This is a genomic window from Paenibacillus chitinolyticus NBRC 15660 (genome assembly GCF_000739915.1).
Classification (GTDB): Bacteria; Bacillota; Bacilli; order Paenibacillales; family NBRC-103111; genus Paenibacillus_F; species Paenibacillus_F chitinolyticus.
On record NZ_BBJT01000013.1, the window covers coordinates 19,982 to 43,128 of the forward strand.

23 protein-coding genes and 1 pseudogene are annotated in these 23,147 nt (G+C 46.5%); 5 read left to right on the top strand and 19 right to left on the bottom strand.

Features of this window, described 5'->3' with window-relative positions; genetic code table 11:
* The first annotated feature begins 36 nt into the window (after positions 1-36).
* Positions 37-1,668: an S-layer homology domain-containing protein gene (locus PCH01S_RS24320; protein WP_042234212.1), complete on the top strand. Its 1,632-nt coding sequence runs from the start codon at positions 37-39 to the stop codon at positions 1,666-1,668.
* A 76-nt stretch (positions 1,669-1,744) separates the two neighbouring features.
* On the opposite strand, the pseudogene PCH01S_RS30665 reads toward PCH01S_RS24320, so the two are convergent.
* From PCH01S_RS30665 to PCH01S_RS24345, 7 genes and pseudogenes are all read right to left on the bottom strand, one after another.
* Positions 1,745-1,891 (bottom strand): annotated as a pseudogene (locus PCH01S_RS30665) (DUF4352 domain-containing protein); the annotation flags it as partial.
* Between the two features lie 48 nt (positions 1,892-1,939).
* A complete protein-coding gene (locus PCH01S_RS31515) occupies positions 1,940-2,071 on the bottom strand; it encodes a hypothetical protein (RefSeq protein WP_255246866.1) in 132 nt (43 codons plus the stop codon).
* Between the two features lie 381 nt (positions 2,072-2,452).
* On the bottom strand, positions 2,453-3,646 hold the full coding sequence (locus tag PCH01S_RS24325; protein WP_042234039.1) for a metal-dependent hydrolase family protein: 1,194 nt from the start codon (positions 3,644-3,646) through the stop codon (positions 2,453-2,455).
* Positions 3,647-3,648: 2 nt separating this feature from the next.
* Positions 3,649-5,130 carry a sodium:solute symporter family protein gene (locus tag PCH01S_RS24330; RefSeq protein ID WP_042234041.1) on the bottom strand — a complete coding sequence of 494 codons (1,482 nt, stop codon included), beginning with the start codon at positions 5,128-5,130 and terminating at the stop codon, positions 3,649-3,651.
* Entirely contained in the window at positions 5,127-5,339 is a 213-nt protein-coding gene (locus PCH01S_RS24335) for a DUF3311 domain-containing protein (RefSeq protein WP_042234042.1), read from the bottom strand. Before PCH01S_RS24335 ends, PCH01S_RS24330 begins: the two co-directional genes overlap by 4 nt.
* Positions 5,340-5,376: 37 nt before the next feature.
* Positions 5,377-6,618 (bottom strand): metal-dependent hydrolase family protein, encoded by a 1,242-nt coding sequence (locus PCH01S_RS24340; RefSeq protein WP_042234043.1) that lies wholly within the window; start codon positions 6,616-6,618, stop codon positions 5,377-5,379.
* Between the two features lie 65 nt (positions 6,619-6,683).
* Positions 6,684-7,817, bottom strand: coding sequence for an aminotransferase class V-fold PLP-dependent enzyme (locus tag PCH01S_RS24345; RefSeq protein WP_042234045.1), 1,134 nt, complete (start codon positions 7,815-7,817; stop codon positions 6,684-6,686).
* 41 nt (positions 7,818-7,858) lie between these two features.
* On the opposite strand from PCH01S_RS24345, the gene PCH01S_RS24350 reads away from it, so the two are divergent.
* From PCH01S_RS24350 to PCH01S_RS24365, 4 genes are all read left to right on the top strand, one after another.
* Positions 7,859-8,557 carry a Crp/Fnr family transcriptional regulator gene (locus PCH01S_RS24350; protein WP_042234047.1) on the top strand — a complete coding sequence of 233 codons (699 nt, stop codon included), beginning with the start codon at positions 7,859-7,861 and terminating at the stop codon, positions 8,555-8,557.
* A gap of 127 nt (positions 8,558-8,684) precedes the next feature.
* Positions 8,685-9,017, top strand: a complete 333-nt coding sequence (locus tag PCH01S_RS24355; RefSeq protein WP_377648783.1) for a MarR family winged helix-turn-helix transcriptional regulator — start codon at positions 8,685-8,687, stop codon at positions 9,015-9,017.
* A 632-nt stretch (positions 9,018-9,649) separates the two neighbouring features.
* Positions 9,650-10,990: an S-layer homology domain-containing protein gene (locus tag PCH01S_RS24360; RefSeq protein WP_042234051.1), complete on the top strand. Its 1,341-nt coding sequence runs from the start codon at positions 9,650-9,652 to the stop codon at positions 10,988-10,990.
* 526 nt (positions 10,991-11,516) lie between these two features.
* Entirely contained in the window at positions 11,517-11,978 is a 462-nt protein-coding gene (locus PCH01S_RS24365; protein WP_042234053.1) for a hypothetical protein, read from the top strand.
* A gap of 440 nt (positions 11,979-12,418) precedes the next feature.
* Here PCH01S_RS24365 and PCH01S_RS24370 read toward each other — a convergent pair whose 3' ends face one another.
* The 12 genes from PCH01S_RS24370 to PCH01S_RS24430 form a co-directional block, all read right to left on the bottom strand.
* The gene (locus PCH01S_RS24370) at positions 12,419-13,291 is read right to left on the bottom strand and encodes a hypothetical protein (protein WP_042234057.1); all 873 of its coding nucleotides are present in this window, start codon (positions 13,289-13,291) and stop codon (positions 12,419-12,421) included.
* 87 nt (positions 13,292-13,378) lie between these two features.
* Positions 13,379-13,990: a suppressor of fused domain protein gene (locus PCH01S_RS24375; protein ID WP_042234059.1), complete on the bottom strand. Its 612-nt coding sequence runs from the start codon at positions 13,988-13,990 to the stop codon at positions 13,379-13,381.
* Positions 13,991-14,104: 114 nt separating this feature from the next.
* Positions 14,105-14,686, bottom strand: coding sequence for a hypothetical protein (locus PCH01S_RS24380; protein ID WP_042234061.1), 582 nt, complete (start codon positions 14,684-14,686; stop codon positions 14,105-14,107).
* A 337-nt stretch (positions 14,687-15,023) separates the two neighbouring features.
* The gene (locus PCH01S_RS24385; protein WP_084706675.1) at positions 15,024-16,094 is read right to left on the bottom strand and encodes an acyltransferase family protein; all 1,071 of its coding nucleotides are present in this window, start codon (positions 16,092-16,094) and stop codon (positions 15,024-15,026) included.
* A gap of 389 nt (positions 16,095-16,483) precedes the next feature.
* A complete protein-coding gene (groL, locus tag PCH01S_RS24395; protein WP_042234067.1) occupies positions 16,484-18,112 on the bottom strand; it encodes a chaperonin GroEL in 1,629 nt (542 codons plus the stop codon).
* 138 nt (positions 18,113-18,250) lie between these two features.
* Complete coding sequence (gene groES, locus PCH01S_RS24400) at positions 18,251-18,532, bottom strand: co-chaperone GroES (RefSeq protein ID WP_009675186.1); 282 nt, start codon at positions 18,530-18,532, stop codon at positions 18,251-18,253.
* 408 nt (positions 18,533-18,940) lie between these two features.
* Positions 18,941-19,696: a twin-arginine translocase subunit TatC gene (gene tatC / locus PCH01S_RS24405; RefSeq protein WP_042234070.1), complete on the bottom strand. Its 756-nt coding sequence runs from the start codon at positions 19,694-19,696 to the stop codon at positions 18,941-18,943.
* Positions 19,697-19,739: 43 nt separating this feature from the next.
* A complete protein-coding gene (locus PCH01S_RS24410) occupies positions 19,740-20,042 on the bottom strand; it encodes a twin-arginine translocase TatA/TatE family subunit (protein WP_042234071.1) in 303 nt (100 codons plus the stop codon).
* A 30-nt stretch (positions 20,043-20,072) separates the two neighbouring features.
* On the bottom strand, positions 20,073-21,152 hold the full coding sequence (locus PCH01S_RS24415; RefSeq protein ID WP_042234074.1) for a molybdopterin-binding protein: 1,080 nt from the start codon (positions 21,150-21,152) through the stop codon (positions 20,073-20,075).
* Positions 21,142-21,642, bottom strand: a complete 501-nt coding sequence (mog, locus tag PCH01S_RS24420) for a molybdopterin adenylyltransferase (RefSeq protein ID WP_009675197.1) — start codon at positions 21,640-21,642, stop codon at positions 21,142-21,144. Before mog ends, PCH01S_RS24415 begins: the two co-directional genes overlap by 11 nt.
* Positions 21,643-21,678: 36 nt before the next feature.
* Entirely contained in the window at positions 21,679-22,173 is a 495-nt protein-coding gene (gene moaC, locus PCH01S_RS24425) for a cyclic pyranopterin monophosphate synthase MoaC (RefSeq protein WP_042234076.1), read from the bottom strand.
* Positions 22,157-22,969 carry a 5-formyltetrahydrofolate cyclo-ligase gene (locus PCH01S_RS24430; protein WP_042234078.1) on the bottom strand — a complete coding sequence of 271 codons (813 nt, stop codon included), beginning with the start codon at positions 22,967-22,969 and terminating at the stop codon, positions 22,157-22,159. The genes moaC and PCH01S_RS24430 overlap by 17 nt, the downstream gene beginning before the upstream one ends.
* Between the last annotated feature and the right edge of the window lie 178 nt (positions 22,970-23,147).

A 23,147-nucleotide genomic window follows, 5' to 3' on the forward strand; every position in this document is an offset into this window, starting at 1 on the left:
GACACAAAACAAAAGAGAGAATGGAGCGTTGCCCCGATGAATCGATGGTTCACCAAAACAGCTCAAATGCTGTGCTTGACGCTGATGCTTTCAGCTCTAATGCCGATTCTTGCTTCTGCACAAACAAGTTATTCCGGTGTCTCCTTCAACAATGGAACCGTCAAAGGTTCTGTATACTTAGATCACAAAAACGGTAATGAAACAGAGCTGCTCCTCTACGGCCCTAGCGGTCAATATGTGGGGGTAGTCAAAGCTACTTATGCGGATTATTTTGATGAAGCAAAACAGCAGTATAAATACGAATTCCAAACGGTTGTCGACTCCGCTTACCGTTATGTAAAGTTATACTCGGTAGTGGACTCCGTCTATGCAACCGTTGACAATGAAGCTTATAACAGCGGTAACGACAACGATTCCGATAACGGTTCCACTACTCCGGGCGGAAGCACAGGCGGCGGTGGCGGCAATGACGGAGGGGTCACCACTCCTGGTGACGGAAGCACAGCCGTGAATTCCATTAAAGCGGGCTCTGACGGTTCTTTGGACGCACAGGCGTTGAAGGATGCCCTTGCCAAAGGCGACACGCTGGAAATTGTTCTTAACGGGGACATGGTAAATATCCCGGCATGGGTGCTAAAAGAGAACAGCGACAATAAGCAGATTACGGTCAGAAACGGCAGCGCCGTTTACTATGTACCGCTTGCGACGATCAACTACGACTCCCTTGCCTCCTCTCTAAGCGTTGGAGCAAGTGACCTTTACATCCGTGTTACCGTGAAATTCGTTTCCGAAAGCATGCGCAGCACGATGCAAACAGAAGCGGCCGCAATGGGCGGTAAAATCATCGGTACGCCGGCTGATTTTAACCTGGAAGCAGCTACTACCGCCGGTAAGACATCCATGATCAACACCGGCAATATGTACGTGCCTCGCAGCCTGAACTTCGACACCGTACTGAATCAGGCAAAAACGACGGCTTTCCTGTATAACGAAACGACTAAAACCATGACCTTCGTCCCTGCTTTCTACACGTTTAGCGACGGCAAAACGGACGTAATGGTGAAGCGCCAAGGCAACAGCATTTACGGTGTTCTGGAGCTTAACAAGACCTTCTCGGACATCAAGGGACACTGGGCGGAATCTAACATTATGATGCTCGCCAACAAACTCGTTGTGGACGGTGTAACGAACACAACCTTCCAACCGGATCGCAGTGTAACCCGCGCTGAATTCGCAGCGATGCTCGTCCGTTCTCTGGGCATTCAAAATACGGGCGGATCCTCCACGTTTAAAGATGTAGCTTCCAACCAGTGGTATGCGGATGTAGTGGCGACAGCAGCCAAGCTGAAGCTGGTAGACGGCTATGAAGACGGCACGTTCCGTCCGAACAACCAGATTACCCGTGAAGAGCTTTCGGCCATGGTCGTTCGCGCTCTTAGCTACGCCGGGGTAAATACCAGCACGGAAATCACTAAGGGACAAGCTATGCTTTCCAAATTTAAGGACTCCCATACGATTATCTGGGCCAAGGATGAAATTGCTGCGGCACTGAGCCTCGGTATCATCGACGGCATGACTTCTACTACGATCGAGCCTCTTCAGCAGGCTACACGCGCACAAAGCGCAACGATGCTGAAACGTTTCCTGACGGCGGCTAAATTTATTTAAACAACCCAAAAAGAGGCTGTCCCCTAGTCACCTTCGTGACTTTTGGGACAGCCTCTTTTTGGGCATCGTCTTCCGATTACTCAACTTTCAACTTGATCTTCTTGCCGGTAAACCCGCCGCTTGCTTCCAGAACAAAACCTTTAGCGTCTGCAGGTACGTTAAACACGACGTAACCGGTAGCGGATAGACCCGGATTCAACTTATTCAAGAAGAAAAAGTCTTTTTTATAGGCCTATAGTCACAAAAAAAGACCGCCGCTATATCCGGCAGTCTAATTCGTAGTTTCTTCCCGCTGTGGCACTTTCCAGTTGGTCTTGTCGATCTTCTTGTGCAAAAAGAAATGGCCTACGGCCAGCAGCAGATTGCTGATCAAGGGAACAATAGCTTTGATGATCTCCGTCATCCTTAAGCGCCTCCTCTGCTTTCTTACTCCTTTTATTATACCAGAAAAAGCCATCCGGGATTCAATAAAACGGCAGCGTCCTTATATCTCTTGTATTCCTTACGCGAAATCTCCCGTTATCGTTCCACTTTTTGCGGCTTAGCGTGCGCTCCTCGGTTATATGCTTCCGATGGCATCCCCCGCTCGGCCAAGCACAGTGGAAAAGCGTACCGAGTAGGAAGACTCTATACCACTTGCCTGCCGCATGACTTCTTCCCGCAAGTTACCAAGCCACCGAGCCATCGGGAAAGGGTATCCTGTTAAAGAAGCCATGCTTCATCAAGTGTCCGACCGATCATTGCCGTGATCAAATGATGGTCAACGAGTGATCAGCCTCTATCACTAAACTTCCAAAGCATGCATGTACATGCTTGCTCCGCTTTTGAATACATGGGTTACTCGACGAAAAGCCGAGAAATCTGCTTCGGGATCCCCTTCGAGGAGAATGACATCTGCCCATTTCCCAATCTCTAAGCTGCCGGTCTCCCCTTCGATGCCGAGCGCTTCGGCAGCCATGTAGGTAGCGGCGTGGATGACTTCTTGCAGGGACATGCCTTCTTCTTTCATGAGCTCAAGCTCCGTTGCAAAATCTCCATGCAGGTTAAACGGGGTACCCGCATCCGTACCGGCAGCAATTTTTATATTCTCCATATGTGCCTTGCGAAAGCTCTCACGATGGGGAATCATGGCTTCCTCGTTTTTTCTTACCGCAAACTCCGGTATGCCGGCAGCGGTTCCATTCTTTACAATCTGATAGGGAGCTGCCAGTGTCGGGACGAGATACGTGTTGTGTTCTTTCATTAATTGGATCGCTTCATCGTCCAGCTCGACTCCGTGCTCAATCGTTGTCACGCCTGCACGAATCGCGTTTTTGATACCCTCGTTGCCTTGGGCATGGGCGGCTGTTCGTTTTCCGGCCTCTTTGGCAACTTGGCAAGCGACAGCTAATTCTTCTTCCGTTAGTTGGGAAGCTCCTGCCTTTACCCCCGGTGTTAATCCACCGCCCGTAGCCATGAGCTTAAGAAAGTCGGCCCCTTCTTTTATCTTGCTCCTCGCTGCTTTCCGAACTTCCTCGACGCCATCTGCCTCTGTACCGAACATATGGCAGTGGCCGCCTGTCATGGTAATCGGTTGACCGCAGGCAAAGATCCTTGGACCTTTTACAATCCCTTCGGCAATCGCTTTTCGCAGTTCAATATCTATATTGTATTTCGAACCGCAATTTCTAACGGTGACTACGCCAGATCGAATCTGTTTCACTGCACTAACAAGTGCGCGATAGGCAGCAACACCAGCCGAATCCGCTATTGTTTTGCCCATGGAATCGGGACTGCCATCCATCGTCAAATGAACATGCAGGTCAATGAGACCGGGTAGTGCGGTTAATCCTGTGCCATCAATGATCAGATCAGCTTGGCTCGTCAGATCATGGGTACCTAGCCCAAGAATTCCGGTTTCATCAAAAAGGATGTTGGCACCTTCTGTTTTGCTGCCTCGTCCGTTATATAACGTGACATTTTGAATGTAGGTTTTCATGTTTAAGCCCCCTTTTCTAAACCAACGTTATTCGTATGAATGGCTTGTTTGCGTGTAAGCATACTGACGAGGATTAACACTGCAGTATTTAGAAGTACGGCGATGAACCCGATATTCAATTCTTGAATGGCTTGCGGCAGACCCGGGAATAGCTGAGCTATCGTAAGGTCGTTCAGTGTAATAATGATGACAGTGGAAACACCGACGAGCATTCCGGCTGCAGCGCCTTGCTTGGTGAAGAATCTCTTATTGACCAGAGAAGCGAGTAAGGGCGGGAATAATTGGGTTACAAAATTATAGCCCATCAGGAGCAGGGTCATGATCGTGCTGCTGTTGAAAATGGCGTAAAACATGCAAACGAGAGCGATAACCGGAACGATCAGCTTCGCAACCCTGCTAAGCTGCGCATCTGTGGTTGCAGGAAAGATGACTTGGTAGATGTTTTTCGCGATCGCTGTAGAAGCGGCCATGAGCAGCAAGGAACCGGGAACGACTCCTGTCAATAATCCTGCAGCTCCGATAAATCCGACGAACCAAGGGTCGAATGTTTGGATCGATATTTTTAACAGCGCCAAATCTCCATTGGGACCGGTTAATCCGGGGACCTGTAAGATAGCCGTGAACCCGACGATTAATACGAATGGCAGCATCAGTGTATAAAGGGGCATGATGATCGTATTTTTCTTAAATACGTTCGTGCTTTTCGCGGAAAAATACGCTGCGAAAGTATGGGGCCACATGCTGAAGCCGATCACAGTGAGCAAGGTTGTCGAAATGAACCAGGAGAAGGATAGCCCTTTTTCAGGAACGATCAAAAAGTTCGGTTTCGCTTCATTGACGGCCTCAAACATCGATTGAATACCGCCATAATAGTGATAAGGGAGATAAATACCTAAAAAGAGAACGATTATAAAGATTAATATATCTTTCATGACTGCCGTCCAAGCCGATCCGTGAATACCGGAAACGCTTACATAAACCGTGATGACGAGGGTAGAAATGACAATGGCAAGAGAGGGTGAGATCGAACCGTACGAGGCTGCGGATACTATAATCCCCAATCCTTTAAATTGCAAAATCAGATACGGTATGAGTGCCAAGACACCTACGAGCGCTACCAATACACCTAAACCTTTGCTTTTGTATTTGATAGCAAAGAAATCAGATTGCGAAACGAGCTTGTGCTCTTTTGCATATCTCCAAATCGGCGGCAGCAGCCAATACCCGAGTAAATAGCTTAAGGAAGAGGTACATAGGATATAAAATGCAGGGCCGCCTTTGGAGTAGGACCAGCCGCTTGTCCCAAGGAAAGTAGAAGTGGTATAAATCTCTCCGGCAAGCAGTAGAAAAACGAATGCGGTGCCGAATCCTCGTCCGCCTACAGCCCACTGTTCCATATTCATATCTTTTCCTCTTCTCGCCATTAACCCGAGAAAGAGAGACAGCAGAAGAAACCCCAGCATAATGAGCAGAGCCGTATTCATACCTCATCGCCCTCCTTATCGAGCAATCCGTTTGATTTATCCAGCTGATAAATAACCAGCATCGTAAGCGAAGAGAGAACAATCCACAGCAAAATCCAAAAGAGCAGGAAAGGCAATCCTAATACGTAAGGAGTAACTTGATTAAAGACAACGGCGCCTCCGAGCATTCCAATAAACGGAATGATAACCAGCCAATAATAATTTCTCATTCCAGTTAACCCCCTCTAGCTTTTTCCATGATCAGAATCAGCATTCCGCAGAATTGATATGAACCAGTTGCCCTCCTTTGTATACCCGCTTGATTCTCGCTTTATCTTGAAGGATTTTGATATCATGCAGCGGATTCCCGTCGACGACGATCATATCTGCGATTTTCCCCGCCTCGATGACCCCTAGCTCCGTTAAACGAAGTGCTTCCGCGGCTACTTGCGTAGCGCTTTTAATCGCATCCATTTCAGACAAACCGTTTCTCACGAGACACTCCAGTTCATACGCATTTTCCCCGTGATAATTAAAAGGGGTTCCCGCATCCGTGCCGGCGACGATTTTGACGCCTGCCGCAATCGCCTTTTGTAAGTTGGCTTCATGGGCGGTTTGATAGTATTCCACTTTTTTAATATGATGTTCGGGGACTCCGCCGGCTCTGCCGTATTTAATCGTTTTAAAAGCAGACAAAGTCGGGACGAGATAAGCGTTTTTCTCCAGGAAAAGTTCAATCCCCTGATCATCTAAGAATGTCCCGTGCTCAATGGTTCGAACACCGGCTTTCAAAGCGTTATGAATTCCCTCTACACCGATGGCATGGGCGGCTGTGATTTTCTCGAATTTCACCGCTTCTTCTACGGCAGCTTGCATTTCCTCAATGGTTAATTGGGCGATCGTTCCCGGACCGGGTGACATTCCCCCGCCTGTAGCCATCATTTTAATGTTGTCGGCACCCAGCTTTAACTGCTCTCGAGCAGCTCTTCTTGCTTGATCAACACCGTCCAGGACGATGCCGATTCCATCTACGTTTACGCCTTCCGGAAACATATCTCCGTGTCCGCCTGTTATGGTCAAGGCTTTTCCGCTGGCAAAAATCGTGGGTCCGACGATGATTCCTTGTTCAACCGCCTTTTTAATGGCGATATCAATATGTCCCTTTTCGCCCATGGTGCGAAGTGTCGTAAATCCTGCTTCGAGTGAGCGTTTGGCTCTTTCTACACCTTTAATTGCGGCGAACGCCGGTGTATCCATGACCATATCGGTGAAGGTGCTCGCCTCACCTGCCATACACAGATGGACGTGTGTATCAATCATGCCCGGCATCAAGGTCATGCCTTTTAGATCGAACAGCTCCGCCTCACCGGCTTGTTGCACGATGGTTTCATCGTATGAGCCGACATACGTGATTCTTTCGTCTTCCACCATTACCAGGGCTTCTTTTCGCACTGTGTTGCTTTTTCCGTCTATGAGCAAAGCGTTCTTGAAAATTTTCTTGTTAGCCATTCAGCAATTCTCCCTTTTTCTTGAACTTAAGATTGGATTTTCCCAATGAAAGTAAGCGCATACATTTACGATTTCAGTTCATACAGCATATCAATTGCAAGGGCCACTTCTTCTTTTTTATTGTAAAAATGAGGCGCAATCCGAATGACGTCATTGCGCGCGGACACAATAACTCCTCTTTCCCTCATTTTCATTTCGATCAGAGATGCGTTCGGGCAATGGAATGCCGTATTAGCTGCTTTTCGCTTGAGATCCAGCGGGCTTGCGATGGTTAGTCCCTTTTCTTGTCCATAAGAGACGGCAAAGTTTGATAATTCGTTAAGATAGGGCTCAATTCGATGTACTCCTATCTGATTTATCAATTCCAGCGCTGCATAAGCGGCGTAAGCGTTGATCATTGGTGGAGTCCCCGTATCAAAACGTCTTGTTCCTTCCGCATAATCCAGTGATTTAACATCAAACGAAAAGGGATCTATTCGGCCGAACCAGCCGGTGATGGAAGGCTGCAATTCATCGGCAAGTTCTTTCTTGACGTATAGGAAGGCGATTCCCGGTATCCCCAGCAAATACTTTTGTGCTCCTGCCGCAAGAAAATCCACGTCCATCTCCTTAACGTCTATAGCAGCACAACCTGCGGACTGATACGCATCAACAAATAACCGTGCCCCTTTACCGTGTGCAATGGCGGAAATTTGTTTTAAATCTTGTTTAAGTCCATTATAATAAGCAGCATGCGACATGGAGACGATCAAAGTTTGTTCATCCACGTATCGATCATAAAATTCAATAGGAATCTCGTTGTTTTCACTTGGAACGTAAGCGACTTGGGCTCCCCGGGATTGTTGAGCCAACCAGACGTGCCCGATTGAAGGGAAATCCATTTCGGTGGTCACGACTTTATTCCGGCCTGTTGTAAATTGCAGCGCGGATGCGACTGCCGACGCCGCTAATGAAACGGACGGAAGCACCGCAATTTCATCGGGGGATGCATTAATTAGGGTGGCAAAAGACTGTTTAGCCATCTCTACCCGATGCACCCAGCCCGTCCAGTCCATGCCTTCCGTTAACCAACCGTCGGTATACTCTTTCATGGCCGCTTCCACTTGAAGGCTCATCGCGCTTTGCGAACAACTGGACAGCTGAATCTTGTTTTTTAATATCGGAAAATATTGTCTTTCCTTAACAAAAGGAAATTCCACAAAAATCGCCCGCTTTCAATTTATATTTGAGGAGATTGACTATGACCAAGACAGAAAGCGCTAACAATTCTTCGGTAACATCTTGGCTGGAAGGCTTGGCTTTTCAATGGCATCCGCTCCCTCAACTTGGACAAAAACTGGTTATACAAAAGCATGCTTTTATCTTTTTTGAAAATCAACCTAACGATTTTGTCTATCTCGTTCTGAACGGACGCATTCGATTATATGTGACCTCCCTCAATGGCGTCGAAAAAACGATCGCGATCATTGGAAAAAACGGGATGATTGGCGAAAACGGCATTTTTGATAACGCTGCCTCGTACAACCATAGCGCTATTGCGGCCAGTAAAGCCACTTTAATTAAAATTGATCGAAAAAAACTCGAAGAAACGTTGAAAAGCAATTTTGAACTTACACGACAAGTGCTGCTTTGGGTAAACTTAAAAATGAGAATAATGTCATCCCAATTACTGCAATTAAGCTCTTATTCCGCCACCCAGCGAATTTGTCACACGCTCTTACAGTTAGTTGATACGTATGGGTTAAAAAACGGCGAAAAAGAGTTCATCGGAATCGGCTTCACACACCAAGAATTGGCCAATCTAGTGAGCACATCGAGGGTGACAGCGGCAAACACCCTGAAAAACTTGGAACTAACCGGCGTCATTTCCAAACAAAACGGCAAGTACGTGATTGAAGACAAGGCGCGCCTGATTTCATTAGGAACCCATCACAATTAATTGGGTATGCATTCATTGTATTAATTACTTTCTAAATATTCTGTAAAGTAGTTTACAATCTATAAAATTTATCACATCTAATAAACATTTTTTAAAACAGGCCGATGAGAGCATTAAAGAACTGGGCTTGAATTCTCAGCAGGGAAAATTAATTGCCTTCATCCATGAACATCAGGAGCAAGGCCTTATTCAGAAAGATCTCTCCGAACGTTTCCATGTGCGCGGAGCAAGCATCACAAGCATGCTTCAGGGACTTGAGAAGAAGGGATATATCGAACGGAAGATCCCCGCTCATAACGAACGGCAGAAGAACATCTACGTTCTGCCCAAGGGCCTTGCCTTGATCAATGACTTCAAACTATCCTTCCAACGGGTAGAAGAGAAGATCGTTCAGAATCTCAACGAAGACGATCAGCAAGTTCTTCAACAACTTTTGACGAAGATCAATCAAAATCTGTAGTCAATGTTGAGATTATCCCCAGACAAATGCAACTTGAATACAAATTCCGCTGGGAGATGACGCGCCCGAAAGCCAGCGCCTTTTTTCCATTATGTGCCTGTGTTTTCCATGTCCGCCCAACTACCTTGGATTCCATCTAACGCAGCATTTCATAACAAGTGCTTCGTTGTGGTCGGGAAAGAGCGGGTTTCGGCGGTTGGCGTTTCATCGGGTAAAACGATCATGAATACAAACCACAATGTTTTTTTGATGCACGTTCATACCTGTAACAATCGCTTCCCAAACCAATCTTCCTCTCAAATGGTTGTACAAAGATAGGTGGATTTGCTTGAAGAGAACCATTTTTCCGTGCGTGATCTTCGCTGTCCTCTAGGACAGGAGTCAACATGGAGGGCTTTGGACCCGTAGCGTACTTCCATCGTACAGAGGCGCTCCTTTTTTACAAAGCTGAAATTTATCCATCTACAGGAATCTAACGCAGAACGATAGTTAAACAGTGAAGGGCTGCCGCCTGGCAGCCCTTCGCCCCGCTAACGGGCAGGTTAGTTGAGTCGGAATTCCTAACTAAACTTGAATCATTAACTTGTCGATACATTCGTAGATACCTAAATTTACCGGATGGGGTGGCAGAATTGAAGGCAAAAATTATTATCACTTTTTTATTTATTTTTTCACTAGCAACTATGCCCAATGTAGGAGCAGCGAACACAGGAAACTTAAAAGACATTTCCGGGCATTGGGCTGAAGCGCAAATCAAATCAGCAGTCGTTAAAGGTTATGTAAATGGTTATCAAGATGGAACTTTCAAGCCTGAAGCTCCTGTGAGTGGAGAAGAGTTTTTGGCTATGATGGTGCGAGCGTTAAAAATCCCCACCGAATCCCAGCTCTCGGAGGAATCTTGGTTTTCCCCAATTTACAAATCGGCAGTTAAAAGCGGTATTTATCAGGGGGATTATCAGAAAGGATGGGATCAACCACTCACCCGTGGTGACATGGCATTGACTTTAGAGAGGGCTACTCGACAAAGGAGTTTTAAGCAATTGGTTGAATCGTCCCCACAAAGTAGGATACAGGACATCGACTCGATGCACAAAAATATGGAACCCAAACAAATGGTGTATGAATCGGTAAGGCGAGGGCTGATGACGGGCACAAGCTCTACCGAATTATCACTTGATTCCGCCACAACTCGTGCTCAGGCTGTAGTAGTTATTGAACGAGTCATTTCTTATAATGCGGGGGAAAGTTTACCGATTGACCGACATACTTTGGAAGTCGCAGAAGTATTCTGGCATTCAACTAATCTGTTCACTGTTTGGTCGAATTTTCTCGGCATAGAAAATGCCAATAAATTTGATACGACAAAGTTACATATGGAGACCGATTTTTTCGTCGGTGACATTACCGGACTTTATATCATCGACGCTAATGACCCAGACTCACCATATTGGGATAAAATACAATATCCATTAAGTGAATTGTATAGAAATTCGTACAAAGAAGCTTATCCGGTAGAAGATATTAAAGATGCTTATTATATTGTTCACAGTATTTCTGAAAATGAAATCGAAAATTCTCAACATCTTGCACCTATAAATATCAACATACATGGGGTAGGAGAGGATCCTGTAACTTATTTCAATGCTGGGGACGTATCTGCCATGCGGGAAAGACTTGAGAATGGGTCATTTGAAGTAAAGGAAGTGCTCCTTTTAAGAAAGCATACTGTACCCAAGGTTGGCGAAGCGCAGCATCACATAAACGGCAAATATTTTGATTCAAAGGTAGCTGTTCGCACCTACATAGTGCCCAAATACAACGTTCTTGTAGACAAAATAACGATCGATGTTTCTTCAACTATGATTGGCGATCGTAAAAATCAACGAGTCTTGAATATATGGCCTACTGGCATTCGTACTTTGAAACCAAATGCTAGTGATGTTGAGCTATACATGTTGGAGGAATTAAATTAAATAGAATGATTTATTTAATAAAGAAAAGAAGACCCTCTGTACAATGCTAGGCAGAAATATTAAGCTCACGGGAAACGATAGTGCAATTATCAGAACTGGAGCAGGCGCCGCGGCGACCTGCTCCTGATCACGTGTTTGTAAAAATTCCATTTAACAAGGATAAACTATTCCGTGAATTTCAGATGATTGAAACATAAAGGGTTGCGCGGCGTTATCTCCTGTTTGTGCTTATATTATGTGGTATGCGCGTGGAAGCGGATTGTTTTCTAATATTGTTTCGGCCCTTCCAATCACAGTATTGCTGTCAGAAGGGTTTGAATTACGTAACGCTTACTTACCCTTTCACACTCATTACTATTTAATACCATGGCTTATGGGAATATATCTAATAATGATAGTTGTTTTGTTACTTACAATGCTGAAAAACAAAAAGAAACTATTGGACATTCTACTATAAAATAGGAAATTTCAAAGCAACTTTGCTTGAATCTTTGAAAGAGTGGATCAAGTTTAGGAGGTGATTTTTTTGTTAAGAAAAATCTGTATCATTTTCGTATTAGTTTTAAGCACCTTGACTTTCGGGCGTTCACAAGAGGAATCAAAACCATTAGTTATACCAAGCGAATATCAACATGCTAAGGAGATGCTCGATCATTTATACAATGAGGGGCTCAACATTCAAGAAATTCATAACTCTAAGTACACTGCATTCTTTAATACAAATCCTAATAACTCGATGTACATTAAAACAGATATGGGAATATTCGAACTTGTACATCTTGAACGTAAGAACGGCAAGGAAATAGATATTGTAGTACAGGAAGCTACTGATAATGGGGAATATAAATATGTAGTTTCAGAAAATGGTGTAGACCGGCTATTAATCCTAGGCGCAGAAAACTATTTTAATAAATCGGACGAATACATTACTATTGCGAGAAATAAAGATTTAAATGATAAAATTAAACAAGCTCTAAAAGCTCAATAAACCTAATTGTATATTCGGGAATCGTGTGCATTGGCTCAATCCAAGCAAGTCTGTGATACCCCTCTCCATGATTAAAGTTTGTTACGTTAACGGGAACGATAGTGCAATCACCGCTCGTATAAGAGGCGGTTTTCTTTTGCTCGAAAATCAACATTTAACAATAACAGAGCCTAAATAATAGAAGACACCTTAGAGCGATTCCCCTCACTCTAAGGTGTCTTCGTTTTATACAATGTGGGCAAGCCAGGTTTCTCCAAGGAGAAACCCTTTGCCTCAATTTCAGACTTTTACGTCCACTTCTCCTGCAAATTCAGTCCATTAAATACTGGTTGATCGCTTTGGGTGGAATAAACATATGGTTCAGTAGTTTTAAGATTTTATCTGAATTTTCTAAATATATATAGCCACTTTAGATATTCAGATCAGGGTGCTTTAGAGGATTAAATGTTTGGTATGTCGAGACATAGTCGTAGACCTGCTAACTGGCCAGGCATATTTTTTAGAGGTACTTGCAGCTCGGTCAATAGCATGGCCCATTGCGAAGGGTGTTGAAACGGGTAAAATCCGGCAGCGCCTCCACGAACTATTATTTCATCGCTCACTCCTCCAAGGCGGGTGAATGCCGCAATGGCGAGACCTGCTATGCCAAAAATATTGGAAGCTGCACGATTGAGCCTGGCATCACCAAATTGTGTAAGGCAGATGTCATCGGATAAATCTCGTGACGGAATTTCTTCTCCACAAATGAACAAATTATTGTTGAACTCCTTGGAGACATACTCCCACTCGGTATCCCATGGCACTCTATACCCGGTTTTTTCCAAAAAAGACTTTGCTTCTTGTAAGGTAACATAGGTGGGGAACGGGCCATCTTCGTTGTAAAAATCAGGCCGTTCTTCATCATTTGATAGATTAATATTCTCCTCTAATACCCACTCGTAAACAGGGAAACGGCTCATAAGAAAGGGACTTATATGAGTATTTTCATTATCCTCGGATTGATGGATAAGTTGAGAAATCATTGACCAATCGTTAGGTGTGCCTATATTTCTGATGCTCTCGATATGTTGAGAGGATGCACCATAAATAAAGTCTCCTCCAAATATTAAATTTAAAGGTGTTTCGTAAAGCTCGTCATAAAAACATGGTATTTCGATTTCTTTACCATTTTGAGGATTCTTTATTAGATAGGGTTTAGCGAGTTGGAATCTTCCCGGTAACTTATTGATTATCGAATTGCAAATATCTTCGCGGCGTTCACGTGAAGCATTTTGCCAATTTTCTAGGCTATTGATTTCCGTAATGTTGGTCATTGGGTGCACCATCCTCTTCAGCTTATTTTCCTCGGCCCCTTATTGCCGTTCACTGGCGCTGGAGACCGAAATATATTGAACTGCTTATTAATAAGGACGAGTGGGATCTATTATTGAATACGAGGACTTTTCTATGTAAATATCAAAAGCATCTATACCTTCTTGTAAAATTATATGGACTTCTTTATGAGTAATTGGTACAACCCACAAGACACTAATTATTTCTTCACCTATTTTTATTTTTTCTAAATCCTCACTCTCTCCTCTTAGTTCATCAATCAAAAGGGCTTTTGTAGTCCAGTTCTCTGGTGCGAGTGCGCTCTCAGTCATTACCCGTGGAGTTTCCGAAGATTTTATATTTTCAATATTATGGGCAATCAGGTCGCAGAAATAGGAGATTATACGATCCACGCTTTCTTGTCCCAAATCGGGTTCTAAAGCTAGCATCCATTCAGTCTCAGTAGGTTTTCCGGTTTTTCGAATGGTATTAGATAGGCCGACTGTTGCGAATCTAGCAGGAGTTTTATCATTACTTGATGGAAAATAATAGATCTCAATATATACGCCAGTCTCCGGTTTTGTCATGATGACTCTATATTCCGGCATAGACCATTCTTTAATATATAAATTAAGAATGATTGTTCTTCTGATGTCGAAGTTCAGATTTTTTTCTTTGCTTGACTCTCTCTTGATTTGCACATCCATCACCTCTTTTTATTGGTTTTCTCGGTTTAAAGTTTGAGCCAGTCGTGAATTTTTATTTGCAATCTTTAGACCACGGCAGCTCTTCGGCAGCGGCCTTTACGAAGTTACTCAGTTTCCTTCCGATGAATGGTGCTTCATAGCAGCTTCTTTTGCTCTAAGGACAATATCATCCACATCGGAAAACTGACGCTCAATAGATGCTAGCGCCTTCAGTAAAAAAAGGCCAAGATTTTTATCTCCTAAGCATAATTCCGTTTCGGCGAAAAATTCGATGTCTTCGAGTTTTTCTATATTTTTTTTATTATGGATGTTTTCAGGGAATTCGATGTATTCATAGAGGGTTAAGATTGCATCTTCGCCCTTCGTTTTAAAATCGTGAACAATTCCATTGAATAGGGTGTCTTTGAATTCTTCCTTGAGCCTGCCTTTTTCGTTCAATGCATCCGGATGAAATGTCGCCAAATATTTTTCGCTTCTTATGGCTTGATCATTAACGATGTAGGATATTTTCTCTTCGTCAAGAATCTTTATTATTTCATCAATCGACTTAAACTTTAGTCTTGCAAATCTTGCCGGAGAAAATTGCTTGCGCAAAGAATCTTCATTTTTTGAAAGATATGCCCTAAAAGAAATTCGGGAATTTCCTTCCAAGAGTTCTTTGAAATAAACAAGATGCCTTTCATCTACCATATCTGCCTCCTGCACTTCTTGGGCTTTTGGGTACTATTATGATCACGCATCATTTTTTTGATCTGGGATTGGAGGTCTGATTGAAAAAATTGGGGGCGCACTAAGTTTCGACAATGATTTCATTACATCATGCCGCCCATACTTTTAATATCTGTTCCATGTGTAACGGAATGCCACGAAGGTCTGTAAAATCAAGGTTTTCAAAGATTCTAACTGTTCTATGTGACACGTGATATTACGGACTTTCCACGGCATCCGTTACCCATTTGTTACCCCTAATCTTTTCCTTGTCCTATAGCAAATCGACAGAATGCAAACGAACGAAAGACAATCATTTCTAAAAAGTAATCTTATTTTTTACAGGTTTTGCTGAAGCCATCCCGTCTTCATGTTTTTTAGTTAATGAAGATGATAAATCAATGAAATATTTTTCTACTAAAATGAACATAAAAAATGAAAATGGTAGAATCACAAGTAATGAAAATGGTATTAAACGATAAAATTTTTCCCAACCTTCCGCACCATTAATAAAATTAGTTTTATTCAAACTATCCATTAAAGGAAGATGCCAGATATAAACGCTATAACCGATTACCCCTATTATTCTTAAATACGTATTGCTAAGAAAAGTGGTTAATAGGCTTTTATGAAATAGCACATATAAGAATATTAAAGCGAATAAAATATACAGAAAGAAATCAAAACCAAAAGAAAAAAAGAACCAACTGAAATGCGAGTTTTGTTTAAATCTCCAAGAGTAATATGTATAAAAGAGCATTCCAAAAAACAAAGGCGTCAACCAAGTAAGGTATCTTGCTGAAATAATCAGATTATCTATGTGGCGATTTTTACCAATCTTTTTATAGTAAAATATGCTGGAAATTGTCATCCCAATTGTAAAGTTGTCTATACATCCTAAAATATTATATTCCGTCAGGTAATAATATTTCCAATCAATCGAGTCAATGTTAGGGTTATAAATAAAGAAACAAACTATCCGGTAGATGATCACTAAAGCTAATGTAGCAGGAAATGCAATCAAGGCTCTCCTGCCAATAAAGTAACGAGCTATAAATGGAAGCAAAATATAAAATTGAACTTCATTAGACAAGGTCCATGTTACCCCATTGATCATATGTTCCGGAAAAAAACCTTGTAGAAAAAAAATATTGATAAAGAGTTTTTTTACTCCTTCTGTTGATAAGATAGTAACATTATTTGTAAGCAAAATATTTAAAACCAAAAAAACATAATATACAGGAAGTATACGCAACGCCCTACGAATGAAGTATTTTTTCAGACTTGGTTGTATAACGCATTTATTTGCGTTGTAGTAATAATTCGCAAAAGGTATAAATAATAAGAAACCACTATGAACATAAAACAAATTAACACCAGGATGCCCCAACTAAGTAAAAAAGTAATATCCCACCCGAATATATTTAACTTGGGTATACCTGAATTGCCCCACGCGTGATATATAAACACCATTAAAACTGCTATTGCACGAATCCCGTCTAACTCAGGAATATGAACGTACCTATCCATCCCCAATATTCCGCTTATTTTTTTTCCCAACAAAAAGTGGCACCACTTTCCAATAGTTTTTTTATCTTGACACCACTATACATGACTTCGTTTTTCAAACACAAGGGTGTTCAAATTAAAACTTCAAAATCAAAACTCAAAATAGCCCTCTTTGCAAAAAGGGTGATTTTATTGTGATTTATAAAAAAAACAGGCCCCTTGTAGGAGCCTGTTTTTACTGGTATTACAGGGGTTTTGAGGCCCCCCTTATTACATCATTCCGCCCATACCGCCCATGCCGCCCATGTCAGGCATAGCAGGTTTGTCTTTTTCAGGCTTGTCGGCGATAACCGCTTCGGTTGTCAGGAACATAGCCGCAACGGATGCCGCGTTTTGCAGGGCGGAACGCGTCACTTTCGCCGGGTCAACGATACCCGCTTCGATCATGTTCACCCACTCGCCGCTAGCGGCATTGTAGCCGATACCGATCGTTTCTTTCTTCAGACGCTCAACGATTACGGAGCCCTCTTGGCCGGCGTTCGCCGCGATTGTGCGAACCGGTTCTTCCAGAGCGCGCAGAACGATGTTCACGCCTGTTTTCTCGTCGCCATCGGAACCTACAGCGGCAACGGCATTGTACACGCTCACGAGAGCTGTACCGCCGCCCGCTACGATACCTTCCTCAACCGCAGCACGAGTAGCGTTCAGTGCGTCTTCGATACGCAGTTTGCGCTCTTTCAGCTCGGTTTCGGTAGCAGCGCCGACTTTGATTACGGCTACGCCGCCTGCAAGTTTAGCCAGACGCTCTTGCAGTTTTTCTTTATCGAACTCGGAAGTCGTTTCTTCCAGTTGCGCTTTGATTTGGGAAACACGCGCATCGATGTCTTCTTTAGCGCCGGCGCCGTCGACAACGATCGTGTTTTCTTTGGTTACGCGGATCTGACGAGCCGTACCCAGTTGTTGTACCGTAGCGGATTTCAGCTCAAGGCCGAGTTCCTCGGTGATGACTTGGCCGCCGGTCAGAGCAGCGATGTCCTGCAGCATAGCTTTGCGGCGGTCGCCGAAGCCAGGAGCTTTGACAGCCACGCAAGTGAACGTACCGCGCAGACGGTTAACGACCAGCGTAGCCAGCGCTTCGCCTTCTACGTCTTCAGCGATGATCAGGAGCTGCTTGCCTTGTTGTACCACTTTTTCAAGAACCGGAAGGATTTCTTGGATGTTCGTGATCTTCTTGTCGGTGATCAGAACATAAGGGTTCTCCAGAACGGCTTCCATTTTGTCCGTGTCCGTGATCATGTACGGGGAGATGTATCCGCGGTCGAACTGCATGCCTTCAACCACTTCAAGCTCAGTCGCGAATCCTTTGGATTCTTCAACGGTGATAACGCCGTCTTTGCCGACTTTCTCCATCGCTTCGGCGATCAGTTCGCCGACTTCGTCGTCAGCAGCGGAGATAGCCGCTACTTGAGCGATGCTTTGCTTGCCTTCGATAGGCTTCGCAATGCTTGCAAGCTCTTCGACAGCCGCGCGAACGGCTTTGTCGATGCCTTTGCGGATAACCATCGGGTTAGCGCCCGCGGTTACGTTTTTCAGACCTTCGCGAATCATCGCTTGAGCCAGAACCGTAGCCGTAGTCGTACCGTCACCGGCAACATCGTTAGTTTTGGTCGCGACTTCTTTGACAAGCTGTGCGCCCATGTTCTCGAAAGCGTCTTCGAGTTCGATTTCTTTCGCGATCGTCACGCCGTCATTGGTGATGAGCGGGCTTCCGAATTTTTTCTCAAGTACTACGTTGCGGCCTTTAGGACCGAGTGTTACTTTAACTGCGTTCGCCAGAGCGTCCACACCACGAAGCATTGCGCGGCGCGCGTCTTCACTAAACATAATGTCTTTTGCCATCGTTAAAACCCTCCCTGAAATGTTTGATTCTGCTTACAGGTTCATGCGCATCTATATCGATTCCGATAACCGGCCTTCAGCCGAGGCGTCAGGCGGTAAGTATTCAAATGAGTGGCTTAAGTATGTGAATCCGCTAAATTAGGCTAAGATAGCGAGGATATCGCTCTCACGCATAATCAACAGCTCGCGGCCCTCGTATTTCACTTCAGTCCCTGCGTACTTGGAGAAAATAACGCGGTCGCCTTCTTTAACTTCCAGCTCAACGCGCTCGCCGTCTTTCAGCGTGCCGCTTCCAACTGCTACAACTTTGCCTTCCTGCGGCTTTTCTTTAGCTGTGTCCGGAAGCACGATGCCACTAGCAGTCGTCTCCTCTTTCGCAATGGCTTCAATGATAACGCGATCACCCAACGGTTTGATCATGGATAAATAGCCTCCTTCAGTTTAGTTTGTAGTCAATGGATTTTTAGGATTTAGCACTCAAACATCTTAAGTGCTAACAACACTTTTAATGATAATGATTTTGCCATCGTTTTGCAAGTGGGTTTTGTTAAATTTTATTGTTTTGCCGCAAAAAGCAGAATGGAAATCGCTGCCAAGGAAACGGCCTCCCCCATTGTTCCCCGGCTGCCCGAATTTCATACGTCTTGTAAATCGATTTTACCGGCTCCGTCGAAAAAACGGTTCCAACTTCGTATCCTATGCGGTGCCGTCTCTCTTAAGACGAGGAATACGGCACTTTTCCGGCAGCATCGCGGTCATTCCAAGGGACACCGAACCCTGCCTCTTTGGAACCGTTTCGAAAAAAAGGGGCCGTCTTCCGACAGCCCGTTACTTTTGTTCCCCGTATTCCGCTTCCCAGGCCGCGTCCTGGACAAGCTGGTTGCGATAAATAAAGCCCGAAAGCAGCACGCTGAACTCATACAGCACAATCATCGGCAGCGCCACAAGAATAGCGGAGATCGCATCCGGCGGCGTGATGATGGTCGAGAGAATGACCAGAACCATATAAGCGTAACGGCGCATTTTGGCCAGCCGCTTGGGGTTCAGAATGCGCAGTTTTGTCAGAAACATCACCACGATCGGAAGCTCGAAAAGAACCGAAAGCGGCAAAATAATGTTAAACATGAACGAAAAATACTGGGCTGCCCCGTAGAGCTCGGTAATTCCCATGGAATGGCTGATCGCCGTCGTAAAGTAAAAAGCCATCGGAAACACGACAAAATAGCCGAAAGCAAGACCCGCCAGGAACAGGACAACCGCTCCCGGAATGTAGAGAATCGACGCTCTCTGCTCGCTCTCCCGGAGCCCCGGACTTACAAACGCCCAGATGTGGTATAGGATCACCGGCAGTGTAATGAGCAGAGCCACGACAAAACCGAAGTTCATGTATAAACGGAGCGCATCCCACGGTGAAAATACATGCCACGCGATTTTGTCGGCCGGAGGCACGGATTTCAGAAAAAGGATGACGTTCTTGGCGAAAACAAGGCCGATGACGAGGCCGATGATCAGGACTCCCAGCACCCAGAAGATCCGCTTGCGCAGCTCCGCCAGATGCTCGACCAAAGGTTGTTCTTTATCCATGCAGCACCAACCTATCTACGTATAGCTTCACTGAGCCGGCACCTTAGTCGGGAAGCCGGCGGGGATTGTCCGAAGCCGCCCGTTCACTGCTTGCCGGTGCGGGAGCGGCTTGCGTTAAAGAGGCGGGCGCCGGAACTTCTTCGGGCGCTGCGGCGGCAGATTTGACTTCGGCCGCTTTCTTGTCCGCCTGATCATGCTCGGACATCATATCGCGCGCACCCTTCTTGAACTCGCTCAAGGTGCGTCCGAAAGCTCTTCCGAGCTCGGGAAGCTTGTTCGGTCCGAACAGCAGCAGACACACGACGGCAACCAGCAAAATTTCGGTAAAGCCTATATTTTGAAACATCCGGAATGTTTCCTCCTTCACAATGTGTAATCAGCAGCCGAGCAGGCCGCCGTATCCCATCTCCGTAATATCTTCGCGGAAAATCTCTTCCCCGGCGCAGATACGCGGAAGAAGCACGTCGAAGGACGTGTACGGATCGTGCATCACGCAGCCCGGCAGTCCCATTACCGGGACACTGCCGATGTAAGCCATCATCAGCATCGAGCCGGGCAGCATCGGCGTCCCGTAGCTGACGATGCGGGCGCCCGCCCGGGCTATGGCCCCGGGCGTGCGGTCGTCGGGATCGACCGACATGCCGCCGGTGACCAGGATGAGATCCGCGCCGAGTCCGATGAAATGCCGGATCTCGGTTACGATCGCATCCATATCGTCCGGCGTGAACCGCTGGTCGATCACCTTCGAGCCAAGCGCTTCGACTTTGGCTCGCACGACAGGGCCGAATTTGTCTTCGATTCGGCCCTTGAACACTTCGCTGCCGGTGGTGATCAGCCCCACCCGCAGGCTGCGGAACGGCTTCACGGCGACAAGCTCCGCCGGGAGCGGCGTCCCCGCCGCATCCGCCGGGCCGCCGCTCTCCGGCTCCAGGCTGCCGGCGGTCAAGGCCTGTCCGCTTCTTCGCTGCGCAGCCAGCCGTTCCACTCGGGCGACAGGCTCCTCCTCGATGACGAGCGGAATGACCCGGGTGCCGGCCAACGCTTGCCCCGGTTTTACAACCGTATTCGTACGGATGGTCGACATCACGATGCGGCCTATGCCGTTGACTTCATCGACGAACGCTTTGTCGATCTTGGCCAGCCCGTGAATCGCCGATTTCAGCGTCACCTTGCCTTCATGCGGTTCCGTCCGTTCGGTGTTCGTCCCCCGCACGGCGCTCGCCAGACGAAGAGCCGCCTCATCCTCGTGAAGGTAGCCTTCGGCAAGCTCCAGCACGTAAATGTGCTCCTTGCCGATGCTCAGCAAAGCGGGAATATCTTCTTCCGAAATCTGGTGGCCTTTGCGGAACAAGCGGCCCTTGAACTCCCCCGGGATAATCCGGGTCAAGTCATGGGCAAGGACCAGACCGATCGCATCCTCCACTTTTACTTCACGAAGCATGGGATCAGCTTTCATCCGCATGCTCCTGCTCCCGGCCCGTCAAGATCGACAAGGCATGAGGAAGCACGTCAATAATGGCCATAAGACTTTCATGGACACCTTTGGGACTGCCCGGCAGATTAATGATCAGCGTAGAGCCCCGGATTCCGGTCACCGCTCGCGAAAGCATAGCCCGAGGAGACTTTTCGATCGATTTCATCCGCATGGCTTCGGCAAAACCGGGTGCCGAGCGGTCGATGACGCTCAAGGTCGCTTCCGGGGTAACGTCCCGGGCCGCAAGACCCGTTCCGCCTGTCGTCAAGATGAGATCCGCCTGAAAGTAGTCGGTCATTTCTATAAGAGCCGCCATAATTTCGTCCATTTCATCCGGTACGACGCGGTATTCAATGATATCTCCTTGAATCTCTTCCTCTACCAGCTCGCGGATGACTTGGGCGCTCGTATCTTCCCGTTCTCCCCTCGATCCGCGGTCACTGGCAGTTAGAATCGCAACTTTCCAGCGCATTCCTCTCACCTCTTCCTCTACTGTAACAAAATTTGATTAAGAATGGGTATCAAATCTGTGAAAATCTCCATTTTTACCGCCGGTCTTGGATACGAGCATCGTAGGCCCGATCACCATGTCCTTCTGGAGTGCTTTGCACATATCATACACGGTCAGGGCCGCAGCCGATACGGCCGTCAGCGCCTCCATTTCCACGCCGGTAGGCCCGGTTGTACGCACTTCGGCTTCGATGCCGAGTTCCGTCCCGCTTTCGTATACGAAGCGGATGTCCACACCGGACAGCGCGAGCGGGTGGCACATCGGAATCCAATCGGCCGTTTTCTTCGCCGCCATGATGCCGGCTACCTGGGCGACAGCCAGCACATCGCCTTTGGCAAGCCGCCCTTCACGGATGCGCAGCAGCGTTTCCGGCAGCATCGTAACGCTGCTGCGGGCAACGGCCGTCCGCTTGGTCTCCTTTTTTTCGCTGATGTCGACCATTTTGGCGCGTCCTTGTTCATTAAAATGAGTCAGTTTATCCGGCTGCTCCATCCGATCCCTCTCCCCTCTTCCGGTCCGCTTCCGGGTCCCGGGTATATGCGGCGCTCTCCGTAATCAGCACGTCCAGACGGATATCGTGCGGTTCCACGGGAAGGCGCTCTACAAGCTGCACGTCAAAGGCCGCCGCCGCAAAAAGAGGCGCATTCCGTCCTTCCTCGCGAGCGGCTTGCAGCAGCTTTTCAAGAAAGCGGTCGTAATAGCCGCCCCCGTATCCGAGCCTTCCGCAAGCGGTATCAAAAGCAAGCCCGGGTACGAGAACAGCGAAAGCGGCGAGGGGATCCTGCAAAGCAGGGCTCAGGGGATCCGGCTCCATTATGCCGTGCATCCCTTTCCGCAGGTCTTTCCACTGCCTTATTTCGTGAAAAAGAAGCTCTCTCGACGCATGCAGCGAACGAGGCACAAAAACGCGGATGCCCGCTTCCCAGCAGGCTTCGATAGTCCTGTGAATCCCGCATTCCGTGCGAAAGGGGACATACGCCAGAACAATCGGAAGGTCCGGCAGACCGGAAGAGCCGCAGCTTCCGTCCGTTTCCCGACCTGCGGACCATGTTGTGCCGGAGTACACGTGACTCGGACAGTCTTCCGTTTCTTGCGGCTGTTTCAACGGCAAAGGCGCCGTACCGGCGGAGGCGTCGGGCGAAAGGCGAAGGCGGGCCGCTTGGCCTTTCAACCAGGCGGTCAGCCTTTCGTTGACCCGGCACTCGCGGCTTGCTCTCTCCTCAGGCGTTAACCCCGCCCGGAGCGTTTCGATGTGCCGGCGGATTTCTTTTTTATCGGAACCGTTCATGTATAAAGCTGCAACCTCTTTCCGGCTGGGGCTGTTATTTTAGACTGACTGGCAGGATTTCGTAGATGGTTGTCTGCCTGCGGGGTAAAGAGCCTTATTTTAGATAGAAGGCATAAGCAGACAGTAGTATACATTATTTTATCACATTGCCGGGAAGTTTGAAAAAAATGTGTTCAGT

Excerpts from the sequence above, each read along its gene's own strand:
- PCH01S_RS24320 (WP_042234212.1), top strand. The coding sequence starts at position 37 with ATGAATCGATGGTTCACCAAAACAGCTCAAATGCTGTGCTTGACGCTG.
- PCH01S_RS31515 (WP_255246866.1), bottom strand. The coding sequence starts at position 2,071 with ATGACGGAGATCATCAAAGCTATTGTTCCCTTGATCAGCAATCTGCTG.
- PCH01S_RS24325 (WP_042234039.1), bottom strand. The coding sequence starts at position 3,646 with ATGAAAACCTACATTCAAAATGTCACGTTATATAACGGACGAGGCAGC.
- PCH01S_RS24330 (WP_042234041.1), bottom strand. The coding sequence starts at position 5,130 with ATGAATACGGCTCTGCTCATTATGCTGGGGTTTCTTCTGCTGTCTCTC.
- PCH01S_RS24335 (WP_042234042.1), bottom strand. The coding sequence starts at position 5,339 with ATGAGAAATTATTATTGGCTGGTTATCATTCCGTTTATTGGAATGCTC.
- PCH01S_RS24340 (WP_042234043.1), bottom strand. The coding sequence starts at position 6,618 with ATGGCTAACAAGAAAATTTTCAAGAACGCTTTGCTCATAGACGGAAAA.
- PCH01S_RS24350 (WP_042234047.1), top strand. The coding sequence starts at position 7,859 with ATGACCAAGACAGAAAGCGCTAACAATTCTTCGGTAACATCTTGGCTG.
- PCH01S_RS24370 (WP_042234057.1), bottom strand. The coding sequence starts at position 13,291 with ATGACCAACATTACGGAAATCAATAGCCTAGAAAATTGGCAAAATGCT.
- PCH01S_RS24380 (WP_042234061.1), bottom strand. The coding sequence starts at position 14,686 with ATGGTAGATGAAAGGCATCTTGTTTATTTCAAAGAACTCTTGGAAGGA.
- groL (WP_042234067.1), bottom strand. The coding sequence starts at position 18,112 with ATGGCAAAAGACATTATGTTTAGTGAAGACGCGCGCCGCGCAATGCTT.
- groES (WP_009675186.1), bottom strand. The coding sequence starts at position 18,532 with ATGATCAAACCGTTGGGTGATCGCGTTATCATTGAAGCCATTGCGAAA.
- tatC (WP_042234070.1), bottom strand. The coding sequence starts at position 19,696 with ATGGATAAAGAACAACCTTTGGTCGAGCATCTGGCGGAGCTGCGCAAG.
- PCH01S_RS24410 (WP_042234071.1), bottom strand. The coding sequence starts at position 20,042 with ATGTTTCAAAATATAGGCTTTACCGAAATTTTGCTGGTTGCCGTCGTG.
- PCH01S_RS24415 (WP_042234074.1), bottom strand. The coding sequence starts at position 21,152 with ATGAAAGCTGATCCCATGCTTCGTGAAGTAAAAGTGGAGGATGCGATC.
- mog (WP_009675197.1), bottom strand. The coding sequence starts at position 21,642 with ATGCGCTGGAAAGTTGCGATTCTAACTGCCAGTGACCGCGGATCGAGG.
- moaC (WP_042234076.1), bottom strand. The coding sequence starts at position 22,173 with ATGGAGCAGCCGGATAAACTGACTCATTTTAATGAACAAGGACGCGCC.
- PCH01S_RS24430 (WP_042234078.1), bottom strand. The coding sequence starts at position 22,969 with ATGAACGGTTCCGATAAAAAAGAAATCCGCCGGCACATCGAAACGCTC.